The sequence below is a fragment of the Vibrio sp. QJM3NY_21 genome, from assembly GCF_057785975.1.
In genome coordinates this window covers 3,471,017-3,495,230 of record NZ_CM173513.1, presented here as the reverse complement: position 1 = coordinate 3,495,230, position 24,214 = coordinate 3,471,017, and the positions used below count along the sequence as shown (strand labels likewise).

21 protein-coding genes and 1 pseudogene are annotated in these 24,214 nt (G+C 44.1%); 8 read left to right on the top strand and 14 right to left on the bottom strand.

The window, feature by feature from the left end:
- Positions 1-11 precede the first annotated feature (11 nt).
- The 3 genes from AC3CID_RS15690 (at position 12) to AC3CID_RS15680 (ending at position 5,292) form a co-directional block, all read left to right on the top strand.
- Positions 12-548: a hypothetical protein gene (locus AC3CID_RS15690; RefSeq protein ID WP_488526745.1), complete on the top strand. Its 537-nt coding sequence runs from the start codon at positions 12-14 to the stop codon at positions 546-548.
- Entirely contained in the window at positions 548-1,909 is a 1,362-nt protein-coding gene (locus AC3CID_RS15685) for a tyrosine-type recombinase/integrase (protein ID WP_488526744.1), read from the top strand. The genes AC3CID_RS15690 and AC3CID_RS15685 overlap by 1 nt, the downstream gene beginning before the upstream one ends.
- Before the next feature lie 797 nt (positions 1,910-2,706).
- Positions 2,707-5,292, top strand: a complete 2,586-nt coding sequence (locus AC3CID_RS15680) for an nSTAND1 domain-containing NTPase (RefSeq protein ID WP_488526743.1) — start codon at positions 2,707-2,709, stop codon at positions 5,290-5,292.
- A 546-nt stretch (positions 5,293-5,838) separates the two neighbouring features.
- Here AC3CID_RS15680 and AC3CID_RS15675 read toward each other — a convergent pair.
- Both AC3CID_RS15675 and AC3CID_RS15670 read right to left on the bottom strand, forming a co-directional pair.
- Positions 5,839-6,576, bottom strand: a complete 738-nt coding sequence (locus AC3CID_RS15675; RefSeq protein WP_488526742.1) for a metallophosphoesterase — start codon at positions 6,574-6,576, stop codon at positions 5,839-5,841.
- Positions 6,577-6,913: 337 nt separating this feature from the next.
- Positions 6,914-7,135 (bottom strand): hypothetical protein, encoded by a 222-nt coding sequence (locus AC3CID_RS15670; RefSeq protein WP_488526741.1) that lies wholly within the window; start codon positions 7,133-7,135, stop codon positions 6,914-6,916.
- Positions 7,136-7,596: 461 nt separating this feature from the next.
- Here AC3CID_RS15670 and AC3CID_RS15665 point away from each other — a divergent pair.
- Positions 7,597-8,217 (top strand): annotated as a pseudogene (locus AC3CID_RS15665) (magnesium chelatase subunit ChlI family protein); the annotation flags it as partial.
- Positions 8,218-8,344: 127 nt separating this feature from the next.
- Here AC3CID_RS15665 and AC3CID_RS15660 read toward each other — a convergent pair.
- From AC3CID_RS15660 to AC3CID_RS15635, 6 genes are all read right to left on the bottom strand, one after another.
- Positions 8,345-9,298, bottom strand: coding sequence for a DUF2860 domain-containing protein (locus AC3CID_RS15660; protein ID WP_114634148.1), 954 nt, complete (start codon positions 9,296-9,298; stop codon positions 8,345-8,347).
- A 139-nt stretch (positions 9,299-9,437) separates the two neighbouring features.
- Positions 9,438-10,037 carry a thiol:disulfide interchange protein DsbA/DsbL gene (locus AC3CID_RS15655; RefSeq protein ID WP_488526740.1) on the bottom strand — a complete coding sequence of 200 codons (600 nt, stop codon included), beginning with the start codon at positions 10,035-10,037 and terminating at the stop codon, positions 9,438-9,440.
- 55 nt (positions 10,038-10,092) lie between these two features.
- On the bottom strand, positions 10,093-11,079 hold the full coding sequence (locus tag AC3CID_RS15650; RefSeq protein WP_145566009.1) for a serine/threonine protein kinase: 987 nt from the start codon (positions 11,077-11,079) through the stop codon (positions 10,093-10,095).
- Between the two features lie 74 nt (positions 11,080-11,153).
- Entirely contained in the window at positions 11,154-12,572 is a 1,419-nt protein-coding gene (gene ccoG / locus AC3CID_RS15645) for a cytochrome c oxidase accessory protein CcoG (protein ID WP_488526739.1), read from the bottom strand.
- A gap of 327 nt (positions 12,573-12,899) precedes the next feature.
- Positions 12,900-13,163 (bottom strand): YihD family protein, encoded by a 264-nt coding sequence (locus AC3CID_RS15640; RefSeq protein ID WP_054548310.1) that lies wholly within the window; start codon positions 13,161-13,163, stop codon positions 12,900-12,902.
- A gap of 131 nt (positions 13,164-13,294) precedes the next feature.
- Positions 13,295-13,462, bottom strand: coding sequence for a hypothetical protein (locus AC3CID_RS15635; RefSeq protein WP_004735761.1), 168 nt, complete (start codon positions 13,460-13,462; stop codon positions 13,295-13,297).
- A 283-nt stretch (positions 13,463-13,745) separates the two neighbouring features.
- Here AC3CID_RS15635 and AC3CID_RS15630 point away from each other — a divergent pair, with 283 nt between their 5' ends.
- Positions 13,746-14,537 (top strand): sporulation protein, encoded by a 792-nt coding sequence (locus AC3CID_RS15630; protein WP_114634151.1) that lies wholly within the window; start codon positions 13,746-13,748, stop codon positions 14,535-14,537.
- 108 nt (positions 14,538-14,645) lie between these two features.
- Complete coding sequence (gene trhA / locus AC3CID_RS15625) at positions 14,646-15,299, top strand: PAQR family membrane homeostasis protein TrhA (RefSeq protein ID WP_004735763.1); 654 nt, start codon at positions 14,646-14,648, stop codon at positions 15,297-15,299.
- On the opposite strand, the gene AC3CID_RS15620 is transcribed toward trhA, so the two are convergent.
- The 6 genes from AC3CID_RS15620 to def form a co-directional block, all read right to left on the bottom strand.
- A complete protein-coding gene (locus AC3CID_RS15620) occupies positions 15,296-15,898 on the bottom strand; it encodes a DUF3157 family protein (RefSeq protein WP_488526738.1) in 603 nt (200 codons plus the stop codon). The two genes, trhA and AC3CID_RS15620, sit on opposite strands and share 4 nt — an antisense overlap.
- Before the next feature lie 26 nt (positions 15,899-15,924).
- A complete protein-coding gene (locus AC3CID_RS15615) occupies positions 15,925-17,370 on the bottom strand; it encodes a TrkH family potassium uptake protein (protein ID WP_065205714.1) in 1,446 nt (481 codons plus the stop codon).
- 96 nt (positions 17,371-17,466) lie between these two features.
- Positions 17,467-18,843, bottom strand: a complete 1,377-nt coding sequence (gene trkA, locus AC3CID_RS15610; RefSeq protein ID WP_004735766.1) for a Trk system potassium transporter TrkA — start codon at positions 18,841-18,843, stop codon at positions 17,467-17,469.
- 110 nt (positions 18,844-18,953) lie between these two features.
- Entirely contained in the window at positions 18,954-20,234 is a 1,281-nt protein-coding gene (gene rsmB, locus AC3CID_RS15605; RefSeq protein ID WP_017077320.1) for a 16S rRNA (cytosine(967)-C(5))-methyltransferase RsmB, read from the bottom strand.
- Positions 20,235-20,353: 119 nt separating this feature from the next.
- Complete coding sequence (fmt, locus tag AC3CID_RS15600; RefSeq protein ID WP_065205715.1) at positions 20,354-21,319, bottom strand: methionyl-tRNA formyltransferase; 966 nt, start codon at positions 21,317-21,319, stop codon at positions 20,354-20,356.
- 38 nt (positions 21,320-21,357) lie between these two features.
- On the bottom strand, positions 21,358-21,870 hold the full coding sequence (gene def, locus AC3CID_RS15595; protein ID WP_004735769.1) for a peptide deformylase: 513 nt from the start codon (positions 21,868-21,870) through the stop codon (positions 21,358-21,360).
- 140 nt (positions 21,871-22,010) lie between these two features.
- On the opposite strand from def, the gene AC3CID_RS15590 reads away from it, so the two are divergent.
- Together AC3CID_RS15590 and dprA are read left to right on the top strand one after the other, a co-directional pair.
- A complete protein-coding gene (locus AC3CID_RS15590; RefSeq protein WP_265974284.1) occupies positions 22,011-23,102 on the top strand; it encodes a LysM peptidoglycan-binding domain-containing protein in 1,092 nt (363 codons plus the stop codon).
- A complete protein-coding gene (gene dprA / locus AC3CID_RS15585; RefSeq protein ID WP_017077324.1) occupies positions 23,099-24,211 on the top strand; it encodes a DNA-processing protein DprA in 1,113 nt (370 codons plus the stop codon). The genes AC3CID_RS15590 and dprA overlap by 4 nt, the downstream gene beginning before the upstream one ends.
- Positions 24,212-24,214 lie beyond the last annotated feature (3 nt).

Here is a 24,214-nt window from a genome sequence, read left to right as displayed (position 1 = left end):
GGATCAGGCTAATGAAAGTTCTAGAGAAAAACCAAATTAAGGTACTTGAAACAGAAAAGTTGTTGAGAGAAATAATCACATCTCCTGCTGACTTTAAAGATGATGAAGAGCTTATGAAGGCCCTTAAATCACAATCGGGCATCGCCAAATATCAAAATCAAGAGCGTAATATCACAGCATGCTCATTAAACACGGTTAAAAGCATCTCAGAAGCACTTCTAGAGAGAGGTTTCTTATCCTTAGATGAGCTTCGCCTTAATGCAAAACTGGTGATTGAGGCTACGCATCACACTGAGAAAACTACCAAAGGAAATAAACAAACCGTCGCAGGTTTAAGGCTTAAAGTCGCAGAGCTTGAATCGGAACGGAATGCAGCGCAGCGAAGCAATTCTTTATTGACCGTTATGGTTTCTGAGTTGCGCTCTAAGTTGAAGCAAGTAGCGTTACATGAGGGAACAGTAGAAGAACGACAAGAGATTTACCGAGAGCACAATCGGAAAGTCGAAGCTCAGATGAGTTATACCTATACCCAGAGTGGAGAGGTCTGATGGCGGTTTATAGGCTAAAAGACTTCGAGCAATGGAGCCACCTTGGGTTTGATAGCAAGCTTGTTTTTCGCAAGCCTTTGGACATACCTTTTGTAACTTACAGTGACCATACTCCTTGCTATGAGGTTAATGCCTTCATTCATAGCTTGATAGTGAGGAACTTAAAAAGTGACACAATTCGAGGGTATGCTTACGATGTTACTCATTTGGTTCACTTTATTGAGAAACAACCAATATTGAGTCGGTTCGGCCAACTTACTGATGAGACCTTCACCCTTTTTGTTCAGTCATTGCAAGCAGAGAGATCCCCCCTCGGTGAGTTGGTTCGACAAAATAATACAGTTAGAAAAATTGCCCTCACCTGCTTAGAGTTTTTACAGTTTGTCCAAGACTTTCATGACTTGAGTTATTTTATTGGTAAAGATAAAGCAAACTCAATTCAGATACTTGAAGAGCCTTATAAGCGCAAGCAAGAAGGTTACAAAGGGTTTATACATGGTGTCAAAGTTACTCACTCTGCTGTGCCAACAAAAGATGAGATCAGGAAGCGCCACCCTGTGTCACAAGCTGATGCCTTACGTGTATGGGAACACATAAAGACTCAGAAAAACAAAGATAAGCGCAGACGGGATATGGCGCTTTATACAGCTATGGAGCAACTAGGTGGCCGAGTGTCGGAGCTTCATTTGATTAAAATGACTGATTATGAGGAAGCAAGACGGACAGGTATTCTCACTCTTACCACTTTAAAGCGTAAAGACGGTAACACCACTCGAAAGATCCCTGTACCACACCTTTTATTATCAGTGATTGCGGATTACATAAAAGTACGTAAGAAAGTCATGAGGAAGAAAAAAGTCCAACATGACTACCTTTTTATCGGCTTAAAAACAGGCCAGCCTTTATCTTCGGATTCATGGACAACGTACATGAATTTATGGAAGAAAGAGCTTGGCATTGAGGGGGAGTTGCACCCACACCTTTGGAGACATGCATTCATTACAGACAAGCTCAAAGAGCTGATTCTTGTCACTAAAGAAGTAAATGATAAAGATGATTTCCGAAAGCATTTACTCCACACACAAACATTTAAAATGCAGCTTCAGCAATGGACAGGTCATACGATGCTTAGTTCTTTGAATACGTACATTGATCTCGCTTTTGCAGATATCCACGGATATACAGAGGTTTATAATGCAGTGTCTCTAAAGTCGAGTGTTGACTTAGCAAAACGTCAGGTTGAGTTATTAAAGGAGCAGGTCACAAAGAAAGAACTGACTACTACCGCAGCTCTTAGGGAGTTTGAGGGGTTACTGGAAGCTTTTCAGTCTGATATTGATAAAAGCATAGTTTCTTCATAACAATAATTGTGCTCACTGGCATTGACTAACCTGTATCAGTCTTCTGACTTGTGAGATCTATTGCTGATAAAGGAAAACGAATCAATCGTTCTACTAGGTATCCAGCCATTCGTACCTGATACCGGCTTTTAATAATGCTGATATAAGGTGTGAAGCCATCATACCAAACGGCAAGTGCAACGATTTTTAGCCTCTTAATAGAGGCATCTTAAGGGCGACTCTGAATTATATTTTTCAAACTCGATTTGTGCACTCAAACCTAACGAACTCCTCTGTTTATCGTGCATTTTGGGAAAACAAGGGGGTTGTTTTCCCAAAATAACTAAACCCTGCCTTTTGCTGTTATTTATATCACCTATAAGTATGCCCCAACACTAGCCTCTTCATCTGTATCATGACGGAGATATCATACATGTGGACATTTTCGTGTTACGAAGCTCTGGATGCTTTAAGATTTCGGATAATCTCGGCTACTTCAAATTGTGTAAATTGACTACTAGCCGTTGGCCTATTTTTTCATCCACATCAATAAGAAAGGCAGCTTGAAAATCGAAAGGGGGATCGTTGAAGACCTTCTAGATACCCTTGATCACGAAATTAGCTACATATTGATATTGCTCCTATTTTCTATTTGCTGAGTACCTATGTTTAAAATAAGATATGCACAATTATTTATATGTCGATAAGCCTGATACCTAGGGATTATGGTTGTCGGCTTGCAGTCAAACTGAGGCTATTGAATGTTCTTGTTTTACCATAGCGACCAAGATGCGAAGAACGTAAACTACCACAAAGGCGTGCTTTTCGAAGGCCTCCTTAAAGACTATCTTGAGCAAGTTGGGTATGTAGTAGAGCTTCGCAAAAAAAACTCTAGTCTAGAGTATGATCTCGAAGGTACGGCTCGTGCCACTGGTCAAAAGATTATCGGTGAGGCAAAGGCTCATAGTAAAAGTATGTCTGGTCAGATTATTTCTTCTTTTGTTGGGAAGATTCTACCGCTTGGCTTGCTCACCAAGGAAGTGCATGGTTTGTTTTTGTCCATTTCCCCGCTGACTCCCGATGCTGAGGACTACCTTTCTACAGTTGATTATTTGGGAGTTACCACAAGTACAGGACAAAAATTATACAGTGAAGTTTCGGAAGCTTTAGACCTTCCCACTGATAAAAGTCTTGAGAAAGTCGTCAATAACCTTGGTTATGATTTGCTCGTGCCAAATATCCTAAAGACAGATACAGGGGTATTTAAGCTACTGATACTGAAATTGAAAAATTCAGGCACGCCTTCGGCTTTTGCTATATTCAATTCATGTGGTGAGCTACTCTCAGACCGATTATTCAGTGAAGCACTTAGAGACAACTTACCCGAGCTAGCTGGTTTCGACTTTGTTGAGGCAAAGCAACATGCATCAAGTTCAGACAATAAGCATGTTAGGGAGATCGTAAAGGGGCTTTCAGTTGGTACTGATTGGGCTGACTACCGTCTACCTGCTGGTCCAAATGTTTTTGTGGGAAGGCATGAATTCGTAGACAAAATAAGCAAGCATATCAACAATGATGACATCCCTCATGTCATTCAGATTAAGAGTCGTTCAGGTGTTGGTAAAAGTTCGGTCATCTCATTTATCGAACAGAAATTTGCTGATGCTGGTAATGTAACAGAACTTCATGACTCGAGGGATGTGAAGACTTTCTATGATGTATTTTCACTTTTGGCTAGATTAACGGGGAAAGATACAATCCCGACAAACTATAACGAAGTTGATCAGTACCTAATTGAGCTAAATAAAAGTCTCCATGGGAAAAAGGCTATCTTCTTTGTCGATCAATTCGAGTCAACTTTCTTAAACCCTGACATTTATGAATGCTATGAGTACATAGCGAATGCCGTCACACGTATAGGTGGTAATCTGTATGTCATTTTTGCTAGGAAGAACGACCAGTTAACCACTTATGACGATACGAAAGTATCTCTTACCCGTCTCAACTCGATGTCTAAAAGCTACACTCTTCCAGACTTCGAAAGAGATGAGTCAATCCTTCTGCTCGACAAGATCAACGAGAACAATAACAACATTCTTGGCCGAGAGATCCTTCCTTACATCATTGAGTTTGCACAAGGTTTCCCTTGGCTATTGAAGCGAACTATTGCCCATGTACTCAAACTAACCAATCAAGGTGATTCTCAAAAGGAGCTAATCAATGCAGGGTTGAAATTGCATGACTTATTTGAAGAGGAACTGGAAGGGTTAGATGAGATTGAGAAGGATTATCTAACCAAGATTGCTGCGAAATTGCCTGCCGACTTTAAAGAACTTCAGGTTCACTTCGATGAAGATCCAATCTTAGTTAAAGTGTTGGATAAGCTGACTGCATCAAGGCTCGTGAGACTCAGCGGGTCAACGTACGACACATATAACGACGTATTTAAAGAGTATTTGGTATACGAGAAGTTACCTGAATTTAGACCCCTCACAATTTATAGGATGTACCCTAGTACATTACTTTCTCAGTTCCATAAATTAGTAAACTTGAGCAGAATCGATATAGCCACGATGTCACAGGAATTGGATGTGAGTGAGGGGTATGCGTTCAATACGGTTAAGGAGTGTCGAAACCTTGATTTATTAGAATCGTCGAAAAGCAGCAAAGGTTGTTGGGTGATCCCGACAAATGTCAAGGATATCTACTCTCAAGGTCTACTCGCGGGGTATCTGCGACGTAAAATTATGGATAATGTGATTGTTGAAACTATTGTCAGCGGCCTTATGGCGGGTGAGCGGATCTCTGAATCTGGCATCCCAGATATGTTCTCGAGGCTTTATCCATACATTGATGCATCCGATAAAACATGGGGACAATATTCAACTGTTCTGAAGTCATGGCTACTTTCTCTAAAAATAATTGAGATAGAGAAAAATGGTGATTTGAAGCTAACTGGTAGCAATCACTCAGATGTAGGTAGAGAGTTAGGAAATCTTAAACAAATATCAAGCTATCGTGCTGGTAACAAAGGTTTGTTCTTCCCTGTTACGTCTTACTCGATGATGATTCAAGTGACGGAAGAGTTGCTCAAGGGCAACGAAATTACAGGTAAAGAACAGGCAAAAGCCAAAGCAGACCTGAAAAATGCAGGTGTTCTAGTTGGAGATCAACTTGCAGTTTCCAATACCAAAGAGCTTGAGGAAGCGCTAACGGCTCAGCTCCAAGATCCTGGGTATAAAGACCTATGGGATGCCATAAATAATGGTCAACAGTGCTTAGATATTTTCACTAAGATTGTTGGTGAAGGCTTGAAAGAAAGCACAATTAGGTGGAGGATCCGCAAGGTGACTTCTTTGGCTAAGAAGCTAAATATTATTCCAAACAAGCGATTCAAATACTGAATAAAATGGCGGCTGTTAAGTCGCCATTTTATTAACTTTGTATGTTTGTACTGCTGAATAATAAATTTGTAGTAGCATTTATACTACGAGCTTAAAGTCTGAATGTGTAGACACTATCCTGCTTGAATCAATCCCAACAGGATGATGCGAGATGAAAGCAACATAGGGTCGTAGCTAATAGCTGGAACTCTTTGTGAGAGCCTGTCATTAGTTAACTATGGGGTAAATTGGTGGTGTTATTGGTTTGTAGTGTGATAACTCTAAGATACTTTGGAGTAGTCGCACTAAGGCGCTCTTGTCACAAACTTAGCTATCAGTCACCTCTATCAAAGTGCACCTCACAATGAATAGAATGATCCCTACGTCAAAACCACTATTGAACTTTCACGATTGCCGTAGCTCTCCTGAAATAAGTCAGAGGTGATGAAAGTATGAGTAAGATAGAAAAAAAGCCGATAAAACAGATACTTTTGCTCATTATTCGCCTTTAAAGAACAAAATCCAAGCAAATGTGACCGAGTTCAATGCTATTAGCATTAAACTCGGTCAATTGAATAATCTGAACAATTTTCGTGAATTGAGGAGCTTTTTGTTATAGCTACCTTCGTGTGCGTACCCAATCTGATTAGAAACCTGCCGAACACCTTCTACAATACAATCAAAATTATCGTGGGTGTGACCACTCACCATCGCCTTTACACCACAGTTTGCTAATTCACGAATTAGTTTATTGTCATCTGAGCAAAAGTAGGAGGCCAAGAGGTCGACTGGAAACCCAGAGTGTCTTAGTTCAATGCTTTGTGGGAAGTGGGTTACAACTATCTTGTTTTGTACTGTGGAGGTTGACATCGAGTTAATACAAGCATCTCTAAACTCTAAATTGAGCTCTCTCATTTTAGAGGGGGTCAATACTTGGTTATTTACTGAGATGCTCTTGAAGTCATTGATTTTCATTTGTAAAGACAGTGTATTTACGTCATTTAGCCGACTAAGATTAGTCCAACCAACGCCACCAAATAACTCAAGGTCGAATTTGTTAAGGACAACAGAAGTGTTTTCTAGGAAGTGTAAGTTATCGCTCAATTGATTCCAAAGAGGTATACAGGACAGATAATCCTGATAATCAAAACCTCTCTGATAGAACTCATGGTTCCCTGAAATGACAATAAACTCAAGATCTGGATTGGATTTTGCTGCTTGCAATGCTAACTCTGCTAGCCCCACACCATGTGTTATATCACCAGCAACAATTACAACATCAGCATCAGGGTTAACTAGATCCACAATGGTAGTTCCGCAGAACTCCTCATGCAGGTCAGATATTATCTGGAATAAGGCACTCACTAAAACGTTCTCAAAAATTACATCAAGGCATAGAGTTAACTTATCACATTGTCTCTGTGTAAATCTTTCATCAAAAGAAGAAGTTCATTTGCTTGTCGACTTGCAGATTACATGTTGGCTATCACTGATAGAGGTAAACTAACAATAAGCTGACTCAGTAAACGTATTTTAAGTGGTAAGTCTAAGGCACTTGTTCCTCTTAGATAGCCATGGCTTGGGGCTCTTATTAGAAGCATGACATATTAAAAAGTGTTTCTGACGCTGGTGTTGGTGAAGTCTAATTAATTGATATATGCCCTTCACGAACCAGCATACAGAATCTCGCATAGTCATGCGAATATACGTAAATACGATGTGGTGCTGTAGACCCTGCCATAAACTCATCAAAAGCAGACAAAGTTTTCTCTGGAAGCTGGGTGGGGTCAACGACTTTGAATGCAACATTTTCCAAGTCAAATTCTTTCAGTTCAGGCAGCGCATTTTCAAATTTATTTGTCATGATTTTGCTCATCGCATAGTTAAAAACATACGTATCATCACATAGTTTATCCATTTAATCATTATAGATAGAAGCAATAAGGCACTCCTTTCCGAATGAGTGCTATCACATGAAAGATGTAGTACGTTTTTGGATAAAACTGTTTAGCTTACCTTGTGCTACCTGACGTTGTGCATAGCGTATGGCTTTAGTGTGAGTGTAAAGTGTTGAAGGGTAATTATGATCAACTTCAGCAAGTAGTCGTTCCACTCTCGATAGGACCTTTTTGATTTAATTAGTATTTATAGTTGACGACCAAATGAATATTCATTCATAAGCGTGGTTAGGTAAAAAGTAAGATTGAATGGGTAGCATAAGTAGTTGCGCGACCACGTACAAAATAAACTACCTATCGTGACATGAGCACCTGAAGTGATTCACTCCACTAACTCTGACAATATTTCTTACTAATACTCAATATTAGGAAAATGCCAGAGTTTGAGCGTAAGGTACTTGATTCACTGCGAGAGCCGCTAGAGTCGGGTGAAATCATTATCTCCCGTGTCGCGGGTAAGACGCGTTTTCCGGCGCGCTTTCAATTAGTCGGTGCGCTTAACCCAAGCCCAACAGGATATTACGAGGGCAATCAAGCTCGAGCGAACCCGCAAATTATCCTGCGTTACCTCAACCGCTTATCTGGGCCATTGTTGGATAGATTCGATATGTCATTAGAGATCCCACTACTCCCAAAAGGCATGCTAGCCGAAGGAGGCGATCGTGGAGAAACCACTCAAGTCGTGAAGCAACGAGTTAAACAAGCGCGTCAGTTGATGTTATCTCGAAACCATAAGTCGAACGCACTGTTAGGTAGTCGAGAAATTGAAAAGTATTGCCCATTGCGACGTGAAGATGCGGAGTTTCTCGAGACCGCACTACATCGATTGGGTTTATCGATCCGTGCCTATCATCGCATTATTAAGGTAGCGCGAACCATTGCAGACCTTGACGGTAATGAGCAGATTGAAAAGAAGCACTTATCAGAGGCACTTGGCTACCGAGCGATGGATCGACTGTTGAAACAACTCACGGCTCAAGCGGTGTAGTCATGCCAATCGTAGTAAATAACGGGTCATTTATTTACTGTGATTGGTATACAAACAAGAAAGCCTGCTTTTTACGCAGGCTTTCGTTGTTATGAACTAATGGCTATGAGCAAGCAGTGATGCCTAACTAGAACTTGTAGTTCAGGCCGACTGAGACGATGTATTGCGATTCATCGTAGAAGGTTATATTCGAGTCGCTGGTGCCATAGCCCGCAAGAGAAACAAACGACCAGTTTTCCCAATCCATAAATCGGTCATATTCATACGCGGCAAACAGGTTGATGTTGTCATCACTGCGTTTCTTATCGTAGATCGGGTTACTTGCATCGTAAGAACGTTGGTTGTAGCCCGCCGTTAGTGCATATTGATGGCGACCCATGCCACCAAATAAACTTACTTCACCACCAAATTGGTCGTAAGACTCAGCGTTGCCGTCGGCATCTCTTGTTTGATAAATGATCGATGGGATAAGCATCATGGTGCGGCTCAATGGAACGCGGTATTGGCCTTTCAGGTAGAAAGTTTCGGCATCACGCTGTAGAGCTTCTTCAACTCGATCATCTTTCACATCTTTAGTCGCGTAGGCCATATCTAGCGAGAATGCAGAACCTGCGATGCTACTTAATTTCAAACGAAAGGCATTGCCGGTTTCATCGGTTTTGCTTCGAGCAACGTCTTCTGTGTATGGATTCGCCCAAGTTTCACCTGACATAATGGTTGGCAGGAGTGACGCGTCGATAGTCATGCCTGACTCTAGTTGGTATTTATAGCCAACCTCCAGCACAACAGTACCGGTTGCCACATCATCACGAGCAGTACCTGTGTACACCTGGTGATTTAGCTTCTCACCAAAGGTGTAAGCGACACTGCCTAAAGGTGCGACAAGAAATGAGCTTTCAGATGAGGCTTTCTGTTTATTTGACGAGAGGGTGCTATCAGCATCGGTATTAAAATTTGAGGAGGAAGAGGTTACCCCGGTATTGATAGAGATTTCACCACTGAAACCTTGTTCGTCTGCAAGTTTGGCAAAGGCTGGCGAAGTAACAACGCTTAATGCGAGAAGTGTGATTTTTATTTTCATTTAAGGGCTCCTTGCCCACCGGTTCTTAGGACGGGTTATTAATACCAGTAAAGCTCTGAATTTTATGGCTGATTATTTATCAATGATGATTTTTGAACTAGGAAAAAAAAGGAAGCCGAAGCTTCCTTTAATCATTACCTTACTTCTTTAATAAGAAGTTAACCAGCTCGAAGTACTCATCGAGAGAGTTAATACCTTGAGCGTCAATCAGGTAGCGGTTGTTTACTACAACAGCTGGAACGCCTGACAAGCCGCTGTCTTTGAATGCTTTGTCGAAGCGACGAACCATCGAATCTACTGCAAAGCCGTTGTATGCCGCATCGAATTTCTTAGCATCAACGCCTTCATCTAGGAAGATTTGACGCAGTTCTGATTCATCGCGTGGTGGCTTGTTCATGGTGTGGATGCGGTTAAACATCACTGGCACCATTTTATCTTCAACTTTCAGTGCAATCATGGTCGCGTAAGCTTTGCTCATTGGCAGGCCCATGTTGCCACCCATGAATGAAACATGGTTCTTCTGTAGCTTAGCGTCTTTAGGTAGCTGTTGTTTTAGCTGCTGGATGATTGGCTCAAAGCTATTACAGTGTGGGCAGTAAAAAGAGAAGAACTCTGTCACCATTGGTTTTTTTGATGCTTCTAGATCGAGAACTTTGTAGTGTTCACCTTCGTTAAATTTCGCAGCGTGAGCTGAAAGGCTCAACATGATCAATGAGAAAAATGCGAATAGCTTTTTCATTTATCCAATCTCCATTATGTTTGAATTTTTATCTAGTTGTATGTTGCGATTGTTGTTACCACTGAGGCATTAACGAAAGTGGTGGTTCTTGCAGGGTAGCAATTTGCTCTTTACAAGCAAGTACTTGTTGCTCCCAATATTTAGGGTCATTAAACCATGGGAAGGCCAAAGGAAAAGCAGGATCGTGCCATCGTTTTGCTAACCATCCCATGTAATGCACCATACGTAGACCGCGCAGTGGTTCGATTAGTTTCAGTTGTGATGGATTAAAATCACAAAACTCCTGATAACTTTCCAACAAAATATCCAACTGCATCAGCTTATCTTGGCGTTCGCCGTTAAGTAGCATCCACAGATCTTGTACCGCAGGTCCATTACGTGAATCGTCGAGATCGACGAACATTGGTCCGTCTCGCCATAAAATATTACCTGGGTGGCAGTCGCCATGTAGGCGAATATTATCAACCTCTGTCGGCCATTGGTGTTCTAACTCTTTGATCAGTAAATCGATATCGTTAAAGAAAGCATTCTCAAGGTGTGTTGGAATAAATTGGGAGCTTTCTAGAATTTTACGAGGCTGATAGAGGTATTCATCTAAGCTAATGGTTGGGCGGTGCTGGAATGTTTTACCTGCACTTGCTTTATGAATTCGACCAAGGAAGCGACCTACACCTTCTAATTGGTTTAAGTTATCCACCTCGTACTGCCTGCCACCCACACTTTCAAACAGTGTAAACAGATAGCCTTTATATTCATGTAAGGTTTCACCATTGATGCGTATCGGTGGTGCGACTGGAATTTCTTGATCGATCAGTTCAAGTGTAAAGTCGTGCTCTTCTTGTATCTGTTCTGTGCTCCAACGTTGTGGACGATAAAATTTCACAACGTAGCGTTTACGGTCTTCATCTATAAATTGATATACCCGGTTTTCGTAGCTGTTGAGGGCGAGCAGGCCTGATTCCGCTCGAACTCCAATGCTCTCCAGTGCGTACCACATGAAGTCAGGTGTTAAGTTATCAAAGTTAAAGGCTTGTATCGTCATAGAATAAAAAAGGCTCATTACTGAGCCTTTTTCCATTTATTGGGTATGTATACCAACTGTTGAGGTTGTTGGTATTAGAGCTTCTTGATAAAGCGGCTTTCGACTTCCATCGTAAACTCTTCATTATCCGAGAGTATAAACTGAATTGTCGAAACTGGTGAACTGAGTTTTTCTGGATCGACGCCCAAACTGATAGGCAGGTTCAAAACCTCGCCCGGATCGACAGTAATGGTTTGTTTACCGTACCAGATAGAATCAGGCAGCCCGCTGACATCAAGCTTGTACTCTTGTTCTTGCTGAGTTTTGTTGATCACCTTTAAGGTGTAAGTATTTTCAACAAGCCCTTGGTTATTGATTCTAAATAGCTGATTTCTGTCACGCAACACGCTTAATCCTGCCGGATCCACACTCACTATCTGTGCAAAGAACAAACCCAGCATGACGATCAATATGGCGCCATAACCTAGCAGCTTCGGACGCATTACCTTGGTTGTGTGACCATCGAGCCTGTGTTCGGTGGTGTAGTTGATTAGGCCTTTGTCATAACCCATACGTTCCATTGTGTTATCACAGGCATCAATACAGGCACCACAGTTAATACATTCGTATTGAAGACCATCACGGATATCGATACCCGTTGGGCACACTTGTACACATAGGTTGCAGTCAATACAGTCACCAAGGCCTAGTGCTTTATGATCGGCTTTGCGAGAGCGAGGACCACGGCTTTCACCACGCTCGGTGTCATAACCTACGATGAAAGTGTCTTTATCAAACATAGCTGACTGGAAGCGAGCGTAAGGGCACATGTGCAGACAAACAATAGAACGCATCCACCCGGCATTCGCATAAGTACACCCAGCAAAGAACAATACCCAAAACACCGGCCAGAAAGTCGAGTTAAAGGTAAAGAAACCAACCACCAGCTCTTTGATTGGGATGAAATAACCGACAAAGGTTAAGCCCGTCGCAATGGCAATCGCCCACCACGCGATGTGCTTGATGGTTTTTCTGAGAATTAAATTGCTTGTCAGTTTGCCCGAGTCTTGTTTTCTTCGCTTATTGGCAGCACCTTCCAGTTTCTCTTCGAACCAGATGTACATGAAGGTCCAGACGGTTTGCGGGCATAAATAACCACACCAGACTCGCCCTAAGAAGGTGGTTATGAAGAATAAGCCAAACGCAGCAATCATAAATAGGATGGCGAGTAGCGTCAGATCTTGTGGGTATAGGGTTGTACCAAAGAAGTTGAACTGTTGGCTGCCGATATCGAGCAAGATCGCTTGTCGCTCGCCAAATGGGATCCATGGGATAAGCGCAAAAAGTAAAAGTAAGAACCAACCGCCGTAACGACGAAGTTGTTGGAATTTACCTTTGCTTTCTCGAACATAGATTCGGTTACTTGGGTTAAATCGATCTCCATTACCTTTATGTGTTTTTGGGTTAAAGGTTTTAGGAGTCACATCTTTGATGTCGATTTTATCCTGACTCATGGACTATCCTTTTTGTGGCTTGTTTACCCGGTTAAGTCGGGCATGACGACATTACTTGAAAGTATGGTTTAGAGAACCTGTAGAAATTGAGCTTGGTGCATTTGTTGGTATCGCACTCACTCTTATTATTTTAGAAGATTCTTATGGATGGCGATTATAACGACAATCTTGTTCTCATTTCTTTAACGCTATCAACCTTTAACAACAAAAGTCATAACAGTTGTGACGAAAAAATAGCGAACAGAAATAAAAAAGCGACCGAGTGGTCGCTTTTTAGAATTGAGCAATTTATTTATAAGGCAATTAAGCTTTAACGCATTTAAGCAGTTAAAGGATGCCACGCGCTTTTAGAATTGCCGTTTTGAAATCATCTTCTTGGTCTTTTTTAAGACCTGGGATCATTTCATCTTTTTCGCTGTTACGCATTTTTAGATGGTAGATAAGAACATCGTCAGTCAGCTCTTCAAGCTTGCCTTGATAGCCAGCTTCGTTTGATAGCTTAATGATGAACTCTAATAGGTTAAGCTCTTGATCTTTCTGCCACTCAGGCTCCATCAGTTCAAGCAGTTCTTCAATGCGGTGACACTTCATACTTTACTTCTCCACAAATTTTATAATGATTTGTGGTTAAGGTATCAAATCGGGTAGGGAATACCAATGTGTAAAGGCATTTCAAGATGGGACTGGGCAAGAAAAAAGCGCAGTAAAAACTGCGCTTTTCGTTAAGCGGCTTTAATTACTTTTGTTGCAGTCGGTGCTAATAAAGCAGTCTTCTGAACGAGAGTCATTGTAGGAGCCAATTTCTTAGCCGTTGGAGCAGCAACAAAGCCACTACGACGACGCATCGCACTACGGTTGGTGTGCGAGAACCTGACAGCTGTTGGGCGCATTAATTTACCTAACGGTCAGGCATATCCATTGCCAATCTAATGGCCTGACTTATCATGAGCTTCGCTTCAATTACTTGAAGAGTCACTCGTCTGGCTTTCGCCAATCCGAAAAATAAATCAGGATAATGATATGCATGCATATCAAGGCTTAGATTATCACTATCTAAGTTATCGATCGACGCCTGAGTGATAATTAAACGATATTAGAGCTAAAATAGTGTGAGCAGTATATTTGAGTTTGAACCTCTTTCAGGCTTAAGATGATGCTTTAAAGGAGGTGCATATGTCGTTCTTAAAGAAAACGTTAGCTAGTTTTGGTATTGGATCTGCCAAGGTGGATTCTGTATTGCAACAGGAAGTGCTTTACCCAGGCAAGAAGGCGAGCATTATTGTGCATGTCTATGGTGGCGCTCAGCCACAAGAAATCGACAACATTGATCTCAACTTGTGCTGTCGTTACGTCAAAGAAGTCACCATGAACTCGCAAAGGCAAGAGGGCGGTCATAAACGCCGAATGCATCAGACGTACTCGTTGGCTAAATGGAGCCTGCCGTATGCCTTTGTGATTCAGCCGGGAGAAACCCGTGACTTTGAATGTGAGTTTGATGTACCGCTGAATACACCAGTCACGATTGGTGATTCAAAGGTGTGGCTGGAAACCGGGTTGGACATTGCGATGGCGATTGACCCATCGGATAAAGATACCTTAACGGTTCGTCCTGATGCACTCCTCGATGGCATCTTTAACGAACTTGAAGCTCAAGGGCTACGCATTCGCCAAGTCGAGTGTGAGGCGGTGGAAGGTTTCGAGTTACCGTTTGTGCAAGAGTTCGAATTTGTTCCGACGACTGGCCCTTATCATGGTCGCTGGCGTGAGCTTGAGGTTGTTGCTCATCGTGGTGAGACAGAACTTAAGTTGTGGTTTGAGATAGACCGCAATCGCGATGGCGCAAAAGGCATGTTGGCGAGTTTGCTGGGAATTGGTCAGCTACAGCGCCAATTGAGTGTCCCGCTTGATACCTCACCAGAAGACGCTGGTAAGATGGTGGTCGAGTATTTAGAAAGCGCATCTTAGCTGAATCGCACATTTTATAAGTCATTTTGTCATAAAAATTTAAGCTTACACGTGTAAGCTTAATGTGTAATACTGGGTCAATCGAACATTTACTCTAGTAGGATACTCATGTCTGCATCATCAGCCAGCGAATACAGTGACATCGAAGAGCGCGCTAATGCGATAACCCATGGTTTGGGCGTCGTACTTGGCGTAGTGGGCCTGATCCTGTTACTGATTCGTGCGTTTGATTACCAAGCTGACATGCTAACGGTTGCCAGTATGGCGGTGTATGGCAGCAGTATTATTCTGCTCTTTCTTGCTTCCACGTTGTACCACTCGATCACCACTGAGAAAACCAAGCGCTTACTCAAAACGCTCGATCACTGTGCGATTTATTTGCTGATTGCGGGCAGTTACACGCCGTTTCTCTTGGTGGGCTTAAGAACCCCACTAGCGATGGGCTTGATGGCGGTGATCTGGGGAATTGCGTTAGTCGGTATCATCATGAAGATTGCTTTCGTATACCGATTCAAGCGCTTATCGCTGTTCATTTACTTAGCGATGGGTTGGCTATCTTTGATTGTGGTTTATCAATTAGCGATGAACATCGATATAGGTGGTTTGGTGTTACTGGCGGTTGGCGGGGTGATTTACTCGCTGGGTGTGATTTTCTATGTGGCAAAACGCATCCCTTATAACCATGCCATCTGGCACTTGTTTGTGTTGGCGGGCTGCGCTTGCCATTTCTTCGCTATCTATCTGTTCGTGACACCAGTTTAGCGGGCAACGACTTCGATAATCTCGGCTTTAATCTGATATTCAGGGTGCTCTGCTAGGTCGAGTTCTATCAACTTACCTTCTTCAGCTGTCTTTGGTCGCAGGTAAGTGTCGGCCATTCGTTTGATTGATTTCCAGACTGCGACTTCTTGTTGTGCCAGTAACTCACCTTCTGCGGTAAATACGCTGATGTTAAGTGATACCAAAATGACAGCTTGAGTGCCTTGGTTGGTGATGGCTGTCGGAATGATAAGCTCACCACCTTCATAGCGGCTCGCGCCTAATACGACATCCACTCCTGATTGAGACAGTTGCAAGCTTGGCTTTTTACTATTAACCACAATCGTAGTACCACGCGTACTCGTTGCAACTGGGACAGCGACTACGGGTACTGCTGCGACTGGCGCCGTCGCTACCGCTGAAGTTATCTCTGTCGTTGTTGTTTCTTCTGTTTTATTTTCTGCCATATACTGCCAAGTAAAATTGTCTTTTAGTAACACTTGCTTGCCATCAGGCAATGTGACCATTTGATCAGCAAAGGCAGAACTTACGAATACTGAGTTTGCGAGCAATGCGCTAGCGAGAAGTACGTATGATTTCATCTGTGTTTCCTTAAATATTCGCGTAATTAGCGTCGCCAAAAGGCAGGGAAAAATAGAACAATTAGCGTCAGTATCTCAAGTCGGCCCATCAGCATTCCCAAACTTAATAGCCATTTAGCAGCGTCTGGTAATGGAGCAAAGTTACCCGTTGGACCGATCACGTTACCCATGCCTGGGCCCACGTTGGCAACGGCTGTGATAGCGCCAGATATACTGGTCACAGGATCAAGCCCCATCGCGCTCAAGCCGCCTGCAATTAAGATAATCGTGATAAAGAACATCAAACCAAATGCCACGAGTGAACGCACAATATCGTCATTCACAGGTCGCTGATTGTAGCGTTGAACAAACACGCCCGATGGGTGAATTAGCTTCATCATTTGTTTGTGGAGCATGGTCATCGCGATCTGGAAACGGAATATTTTAATACCGCCAGAGGTTGAACCCGAGCAAGCTCCCGCCATCATTAGGAATGCAAACAAGGTCGTTGGCAGTGCACCCCACGCGGTGAAGTCTTCTAAGCCAAAACCGGTTGTGGTGACGACTGATACGATGTTGAACATCGAAACACGCATCGCATCCATAACAGTGTAGCCATCTCTAACCACCAACCATGTTGATATTACGGCGCTGGTGACCAAGAACAGGTATGTAAAACCTCTCACTTGCGCGTCTTTGTAGAGGATTGAGAGTTTTCGGCCTCGCAGTGCGCTAACAAACAGTAAGAACGGCAGTCCACCAAGGAACATGAACAGTGTTCCCACCCAGTGAGCACTGTTGGAGAAGTGGTTCATCGATCCATCTGAGGTTGAGTAACCCCCCGTCGACAGTGTTGTGAACGCGTGATTGATCGCGTCAAAGATACTCATGCCTGCAAACAAATAGCTAATGATGCATAAACCAGTCAGAACCAGATAAACCGCTACGATGTTCTTCGCGACGGTTTTTGCTCGTGGGCTGCTTTTATCTGACCAATCGGATGATTCGGTTTGGAACAGGCGCATACCACCAACGTTGAGCATTGGTAGAACTGCTACCGCCATCACGATAAAGCCGATGCCGCCTAACCATTGCAGTATTGAACGCCACAACAGAATGCTTGGTGCCATGCTGTCTAAGCCGCTTAATACGGTTGAGCCTGTCGTGGTTATACCAGACATGGTTTCAAAATAGGCGTCCGTAAAGCTGATGTGGTTAATGAAGACAAAGGGCAGGGCGGCAAAGGCGCTGGCAATTGTCCAAACCAAAGAGGTGATCAGGAACATATCCCGCACCCCAAGTCGGAACTTAGCGGAGCGGCCCAAGCTCAAGCAGATGAACGCCACAATGTGCGTGATCACTACTGATTGACCAAACTCGAGGAAACCACCGGTGCCAGTAAAAAAGGCAACCAATGTGGGGATGTACATGAAAAGGGCGAGTTTTGATAACACTAACCCTATCACTAATAATATCGGACGAAAGTTGACCATAGCTTAATAGACCATAGCTTTAATTGATTACAGCTTTGTGCCGGAGCGTCGTTCTCACAAAAAGAAAGTTGCGAGAACAAGCTTACGAGAACAAGGCTATAAGAAGAACGGGCTCGGTTGGAATAGAGACTCAACATCAGGTACGTATTTCTTGTCCACTAGGAACATCACTACGTGGTCATCCTGTTCGATTACGGTTCTATCGTGCGCGATAAGTACTTCTTCTCCGCGAACAATCGCACCAATGGTGGTGCCCGGTGGCAGTTTGATGTCGCCAATCGCTCGGCCAACGACCTTAGAGGTGGTTTCGTCACCGTGAGCAATCGCTTCGATCGCCTCTGCAGCGCCGCGACGTAGAGAGGATACGTTTACGATATCAGCACGACGAACGTGAGTAAGCAGAGCAGAAATGGTCGCTTGCTGTGGAGAGATCGCAATATCAATCACGCCACCTTGAACAAGGTCGACATAAGCGCCACGCTGAATCAGCACCATTACTTTCTTGGCACCCATTCGCTTCGCCAGCATCGCTGACATGATGTTGGTTTCATCTTCATTGGTTAGAGCGATGAACACGTCCACCTGATCGATGTTCTCTTCGGTCAGCAGTTCTTGGTCGGCAGCATCACCACAGAATACGATGGTGTTTTCTAATTCTTCAGATAGCTTCTCGGCGCGAGTGTAGCTGCGCTCGATAAGCTTGATGCTGTAGCTTTGCTCAAGGCGTTTTGCCAAGCTTGCACCAATGTTACCACCGCCAACAATCATGATGCGACGATACGGTTTCTCTAGACGCTGAAGCTCACTCATTACTGAGCGGATATGATTACTCGCTGCCACAAAGAAAACCTCATCATCGGCTTCAATGATGGTAGTACCTTGTGGGCGAATAGGGCGACCTTGACGGAAGATAGCGGCAACACGAGTATCAATGTGCGGCATGTGCTCACGCAAAGCAGACAGTGCGTTACCGACCAGTGGGCCACCGTAGTAGGCTTTTACCGCTACTAGGCTAACTTTCTGTTCAGCAAAGCTCACAACCTGCAGTGCACCTGGATATTGAATTAGGCGCTCGATGTAGCTGGTGACGAGTTCTTCTGGGGCAATTAAATGATCAACTGGAATCGCCCCTGATTTGAAGAGTGCTTCTTTCTCTTCTAAATACTGTGGAGAGCGGATTCGGGCAATACGGTTCGGTGTGTTAAAAAGAGAGAAGGCAACCTGACATGCGGCCATGTTGGTTTCATCCATGTTGGTTACGGCAACCAACATGTCGGCATCTTGCGCGCCCGCTTCACGTAGTGTGTTCGGGTGGCTGGCATAGCCGTTTACAACCCTAAGGTCGTATTTGTCCTGAAGTTCACGAAGTCGGTCGGCATTACGGTCGACGATCGTGATGTCATTGTTTTCACCCACTAGGTTTTCAGCAAGGGTACCGCCAACTTGTCCAGCACCTAGAATAATGATCTTCATAGCTTTTCTCTTATTTTTTGCCGTTGTAATTCTAGTGATCTCTTTTCGCTTTGATAATGCACTAGAAAGAAACAGCGGCTAAGAAATAAATTCTTAGCCGCTGTTAGTTGTTATGCCTGTTTTACTAGAACTGCGTAGTAGAAGCCATCCATATCTTCTTCACCAGGTAGTATTTGACGACCCGGTTTTTCGATATCAGACCCAACCAGCGTTGCGTTCTCGGTACGCTCTAAGAATGCTTTCACTTGCAGCACGTTTTCTTGCGGCGTGATAGAGCATGTCGCATAAACCATGGTGCCGCCTTCTTTTAGCTGGCGCCACATTGCATCCAAGATCTCGCTTTGCAGCTCTGCTAGTGCATCAATATCAGAGGCACGGCGTAGCCACTTAATGTCAGGGTGACGGCGGATTACACCCGTCGCTGAACACGGAGCATCAAGTAGGATGCGGTCAAACTGACTGCCTGTCCACCACTCTTCAGGGTAGCGAGCATCACCACAGATTACGTCGGCACGCAGTTGTAGGCGTTCAAGGTTATCGTAAACGCGGTCTAGGCGTTTAATATCACTGTCGATTGCAACCACTTCAGTGTCTTGAGTATGTTCAAGAATGTGTGCAGTTTTACCACCAGGTGCTGCGCAACAATCTAGGATTAGCTCACCATCTTTTGGTGTTAGGAAATCAACGGAAAGCTGAGCTGCAGCATCTTGCACAGATACCCAGCCTCTGTCGAAGCCAGGAAGCAAAGTAACGTCACAAGGTGAGGCTAATTTTATGGCATCAGCTGCTTCAGGGTGCAGTGTGTATTCAATGTTTTCGTTTTTAAGCAGTTCAACATACTCGTCACGAGTGTGGTGTTGGCGGTTTACGCGCAGCCACATTGGTGCCTTGTTATTGTTTGCTTCAACCAATTGCTCCCACTGATCTGGGTAGCTCTCTTGAAGCATTTTTAGAATCCAGCTTGGATGGCTGTATTTGCCAGCATTGTGGCTAACGGCTTTCTCGTCTAGTTCTTCTTGATCGCGCAGGTAGCTGCGAAGTACGGCATTGATCAAACCACTGAGGCTTGGGCCACGCAGTGTTTTGGTTGCTTCAACTGTTTCAGCAACGGCTGCATGCGAAGGAATGCGCATAAAGCCCAACTGATAAATGCCTACTAAGATCAGGTGGTGAAAGACGCGCTTTTTACCTTTAAGCGAGTTTTCCATCAGTTCGTTAGCGATTGACTCTAAGCGAGGCAGGTAACGAAGTGCGCCGTAGCAAATCTCTTGCAGTAGAGCATGGTCTCGCGGACGGATCGTTTTTTGAGCCGCAGGGAGAGCGTGTGAAAGAGAGTGGCCTTTATCGACAACTTGGAATAGGACATTTGCAGCAGCAGCGCGAACATTCATGAGGGGTACCGAATATTTATTTGAATACATGAGGGCATCTCTGCCCTCGTAAAGGTTTTCTAAACTGTGTTTTTACAAGCTACACATTTTTAAGTGCCTATTGAGTAGCTTTAAAGCGGTTAAGAAAGTTGAGTACCAACTTCAAACCAGCTTGCACGTGAGTTCAAGATATCTTGAACTGACATGGCTTTTTTACCTGGAACTTGTAGCTGTTCCAAAACCAGTACTTTGTCGCCAGTCGCAACATAGATACCAGTCTTATCTGCTTTGATGATTGAGCCTGCTGGCGCAGGTGTCGATTCTTCATCAACACGCGTCTGCCAAACTTTAATGCTTTTTTCATCATTGGAGCTGCTATCAACAACTGCAAAGTGACTCATTGGCCATGGGTTGAAAGCGCGCACACAACGTTCGATGTGTTCTGCACTGTCATTCCAATCAATTTTAGCTTCTTCTTTGCTCAGCTTCTTCGCGTAGTTAGCAAGTTCGTCGTCTTGCTTCTCAGCAACAGCTTTACCAGAAGCGATGTCAGCTAAACATTCAACAAGAGCATCAGGACCAAGGCCTGCCAACTTCTCGTACATTGACGCGCTGGTGTCTGTTGTTTCGATTGGTAGCGTCGCGATACTTAACATATCACCGGTATCTAGGCCGATATCCATCTGCATGATCGTCACGCCAGTCTCTTTATCGCCCGCCCAGATAGAGCGTTGGATCGGAGCAGCACCACGCCAGCGCGGTAGGATCGAGCCATGCACGTTGATACAACCCAAGCGAGGCGTATCTAATACAGCTTGTGGAAGAAGCAAGCCGTAAGCGACAACAACCATGATGTCAGCATTCAAATCTGCTAGCTCTTGCTTAGCTTCATCTGACTTGAAGTTTTCTGGTTGGTAAACCGGAATATTGTTTTCAAGTGCGATGTTTTTTACTGGGCTCGCAGTCAGTTTTTTACCGCGGCCTGCTGGACGATCTGGCTGTGTGTAAACAGCAATAACTTCATGCTCCGAAGACAACAACGCCGCCAAGTGACGGGCGGCGAAATCCGGAGTACCTGCGAAGACAATTCTTAAAGATTGACCCAAGGTAGACTTCCTTCTTAATTTAGTAATAGCAGCGGTTATTAACCTTGTTTCTCGTTGAAACGTTTAATCTTCGCTAGCTTATCTTGAATACGTTTGCGCTTTAGTGGCGATAGGTAATCAACAAACAACTTGCCTTCTAGGTGGTCAAGTTCGTGCTGAACACAGATAGCCAGAAGGTCGTCAGCGTCGAATGTGAATTCGTTGCCTTCACGGTCTAATGCTTTAACCGTTACTTCTGCAGCGCGAGGGACTAGAGCTCGAGCGCCTGGTACAGATAGACAGCCTTCTTCGATACCATCTTCGCCACGTTTGTCGGTAATTTCAGGGTTGATCAGAACCATAGGCTCGTCACGTGTTTCTGAAATATCGATAACAACGATGCGCTGGTGGAAATCTACTTGCGTTGCAGCAAGGCCGATACCTTCTTCGTCGTACATGGTTTCAATCATGTCATCAACGAACTTTTGAATCTCTGGGGTAACTTCTTTTACCGGTTTCGCCACGGTACGTAGACGATCATCTGGTAATGTTAATACTTGTAATACAGACATATACACTCGAAATATTGAACTGTGCCGAAACAGCTTAAACCTTGTTGGCTCAATTCTAGACATTTTAGAGGTCAAATGACAGCATCCTGAAGTTAATTCTCTAATCAGATGTCATATATTCAGACCAAGGAACCTAGGTCATGCGTCATTTTTTCCCCGCTTTATCTCTTATTTGTGCCTCGCTTTCGTTTGCCGCTATGGCTGGAAATAGTGAGCAACCTTTAACCATTAAACAAGACGCACCCGAGGCGTATGTGGTGGTTAAGGGGGATACCTTATGGGATATCTCCGCGATGTATCTCGATAGCCCTTGGTTGTGGCCAAGGCTATGGCAGGTAAACCCTGAAATAGAAAACCCTCACCTTATTTACCCCGGAGATAAATTGTCTCTGGTTTGGATTAATGGTGAGCCTGTGTTGAGCCTTAAACCCGTAATCAAGCTAAGCCCTAAGATTCGTGTATCAGAGAAGAAAGCAGTACCTACCGTGAATGAGGGGCTTGTTCTACCGTATCTACAATCTGACCGCTTGGTTGAGCAGCAAGATATCCAGTCAGCGCAACGAGTGTTAGGGACCAGTGATGGCAAACGCTTCTTATCGGGTGAAGACCGATTGTTTATTTCTGGGAACCAGCAGCATCAAAAATGGGGTATCTACCGTGCCGTCGAGACTTATCAAAGGCAACAACCTCAAGCGAGTATTACCTCTTTGCGTTTGGTCGCCACGGCGCGCTTGAAAGAGGTGGATGCTGAGTTCAGTAGTTTACAGATAGAGACTCAACTGCAAGAGGTGTTACTTAATGACCTCGTGTTACCTGAACTTGGCGTTGATCAGGTGAAGCTCTCAACCACATTTTATCCAGCGCCTAGTGCTGCGGGGCAGTTTGCTAATATCTTGGGTTCATTAGATGGCAGCCAATACAGTGCAAAGAATCAAGTGGTCGTTATTAATAAAGGCTCACAGGACAATCTTCGCCAAGGCTCTATGTTTACCCTCAGTGAAAGCGGCGCTGTGGTGTTTGGTAAGCAAGGTGAATACAGCTACAAAGAGTCTGCAGCGAGCGATAAGGTGCAGCTGCCAAGTACCTCACTTGGTAGTTTGATGGTCATTCGTCCTTATGAGTATTTTAGCTTGGCCTTGATCACTCAGAGCTCAAAACCGGTTAGTAATGATATTCTGGCGGTATCACCTTTGGATCTGGCTTTGAAGGAAGAAGCTAAGGGCACCGAGTGAATGAGCAACAACTGAGTGCTTGGTTAACTCTAAGTTTTGTTCCGCAATTGGGTGGCAAGCGCCTTTCTCGACTGTTGAGTATTGATTCTCCTTTGAATATTGTTGGTTACTCAAGTCAGCAACTGCAAGCGCTTGGTTTGTCTGCCAAGCAAATTGCCTATCTAAGAGAGCAAGCCCCAAGAGAAGTGGAGGCTTGCCTAGAGTGGCAAGCAAGACAACCCAACCATCACATCATTACCCCGAATTGCTCGCATTATCCCAAACTGCTGAATGAGACCGCCTCCGCGCCAAGCGTGCTTTTCGTTAAAGGTCACGTTGAAAAACTGATTGAGCCTCAAATCGCTATGGTCGGCAGTCGCAATGCCAGTCTCGAAGGGTTGCAAACCGCGAAGTCCTTCGCCAAAGAGTTCGTCCAAAACGGTTTGATTGTCACCAGTGGCTTAGCACTCGGTATCGATGGCTATGCTCATGATGGTGCTCTAGATAAAGGAGGGGAAACTTTTGCTGTATTGGGTTCTGGATTGGATTCCATTTATCCTGCGCGACACAGAAATTTAGCCGATAGGATCTGTGAAAATGGTGCGTTGATTTCAGAGTTTCGCCCAAGTGCCAAACCACGACCTGAACATTTCCCTCGCCGTAACCGTATTATAAGTGGGTTATCGCTCGGAACCTTGGTGGTTGAAGCGGCTGAGAAGAGTGGTTCTTTGATTACAGCTCGCTATGCCATGGAGCAAGGCCGAGAGGTGTTTGCGCTTCCTGGCTCTATTCATAACCCAACCAGTCGAGGAGGTAATAGCTTAATCAAAGCTGGAGCATGCTTGGTACAGAGTGCACAAGATGTTCTGATTGAAATAAAGAGTCTGTTAGACTGGTCTATCGATCAGCAACCCAGCTTGTTCGAACCTACGCCCAGTATGGGGGAAAATGAACAATTGCCATTTCCACAGCTGTTAGCTAACGTAGGGTTAGAGGCGACACCCGTTGATATTTTGGCACAGAGAACCCATATACCTGTGCATGAGGTCATGATGCAGCTTTTAGAGCTTGAGCTCTCAGGGCATGTTGTTGCAGTTTCCGGTGGCTATATTCGAAAGGGGAGAGGCTAAGCT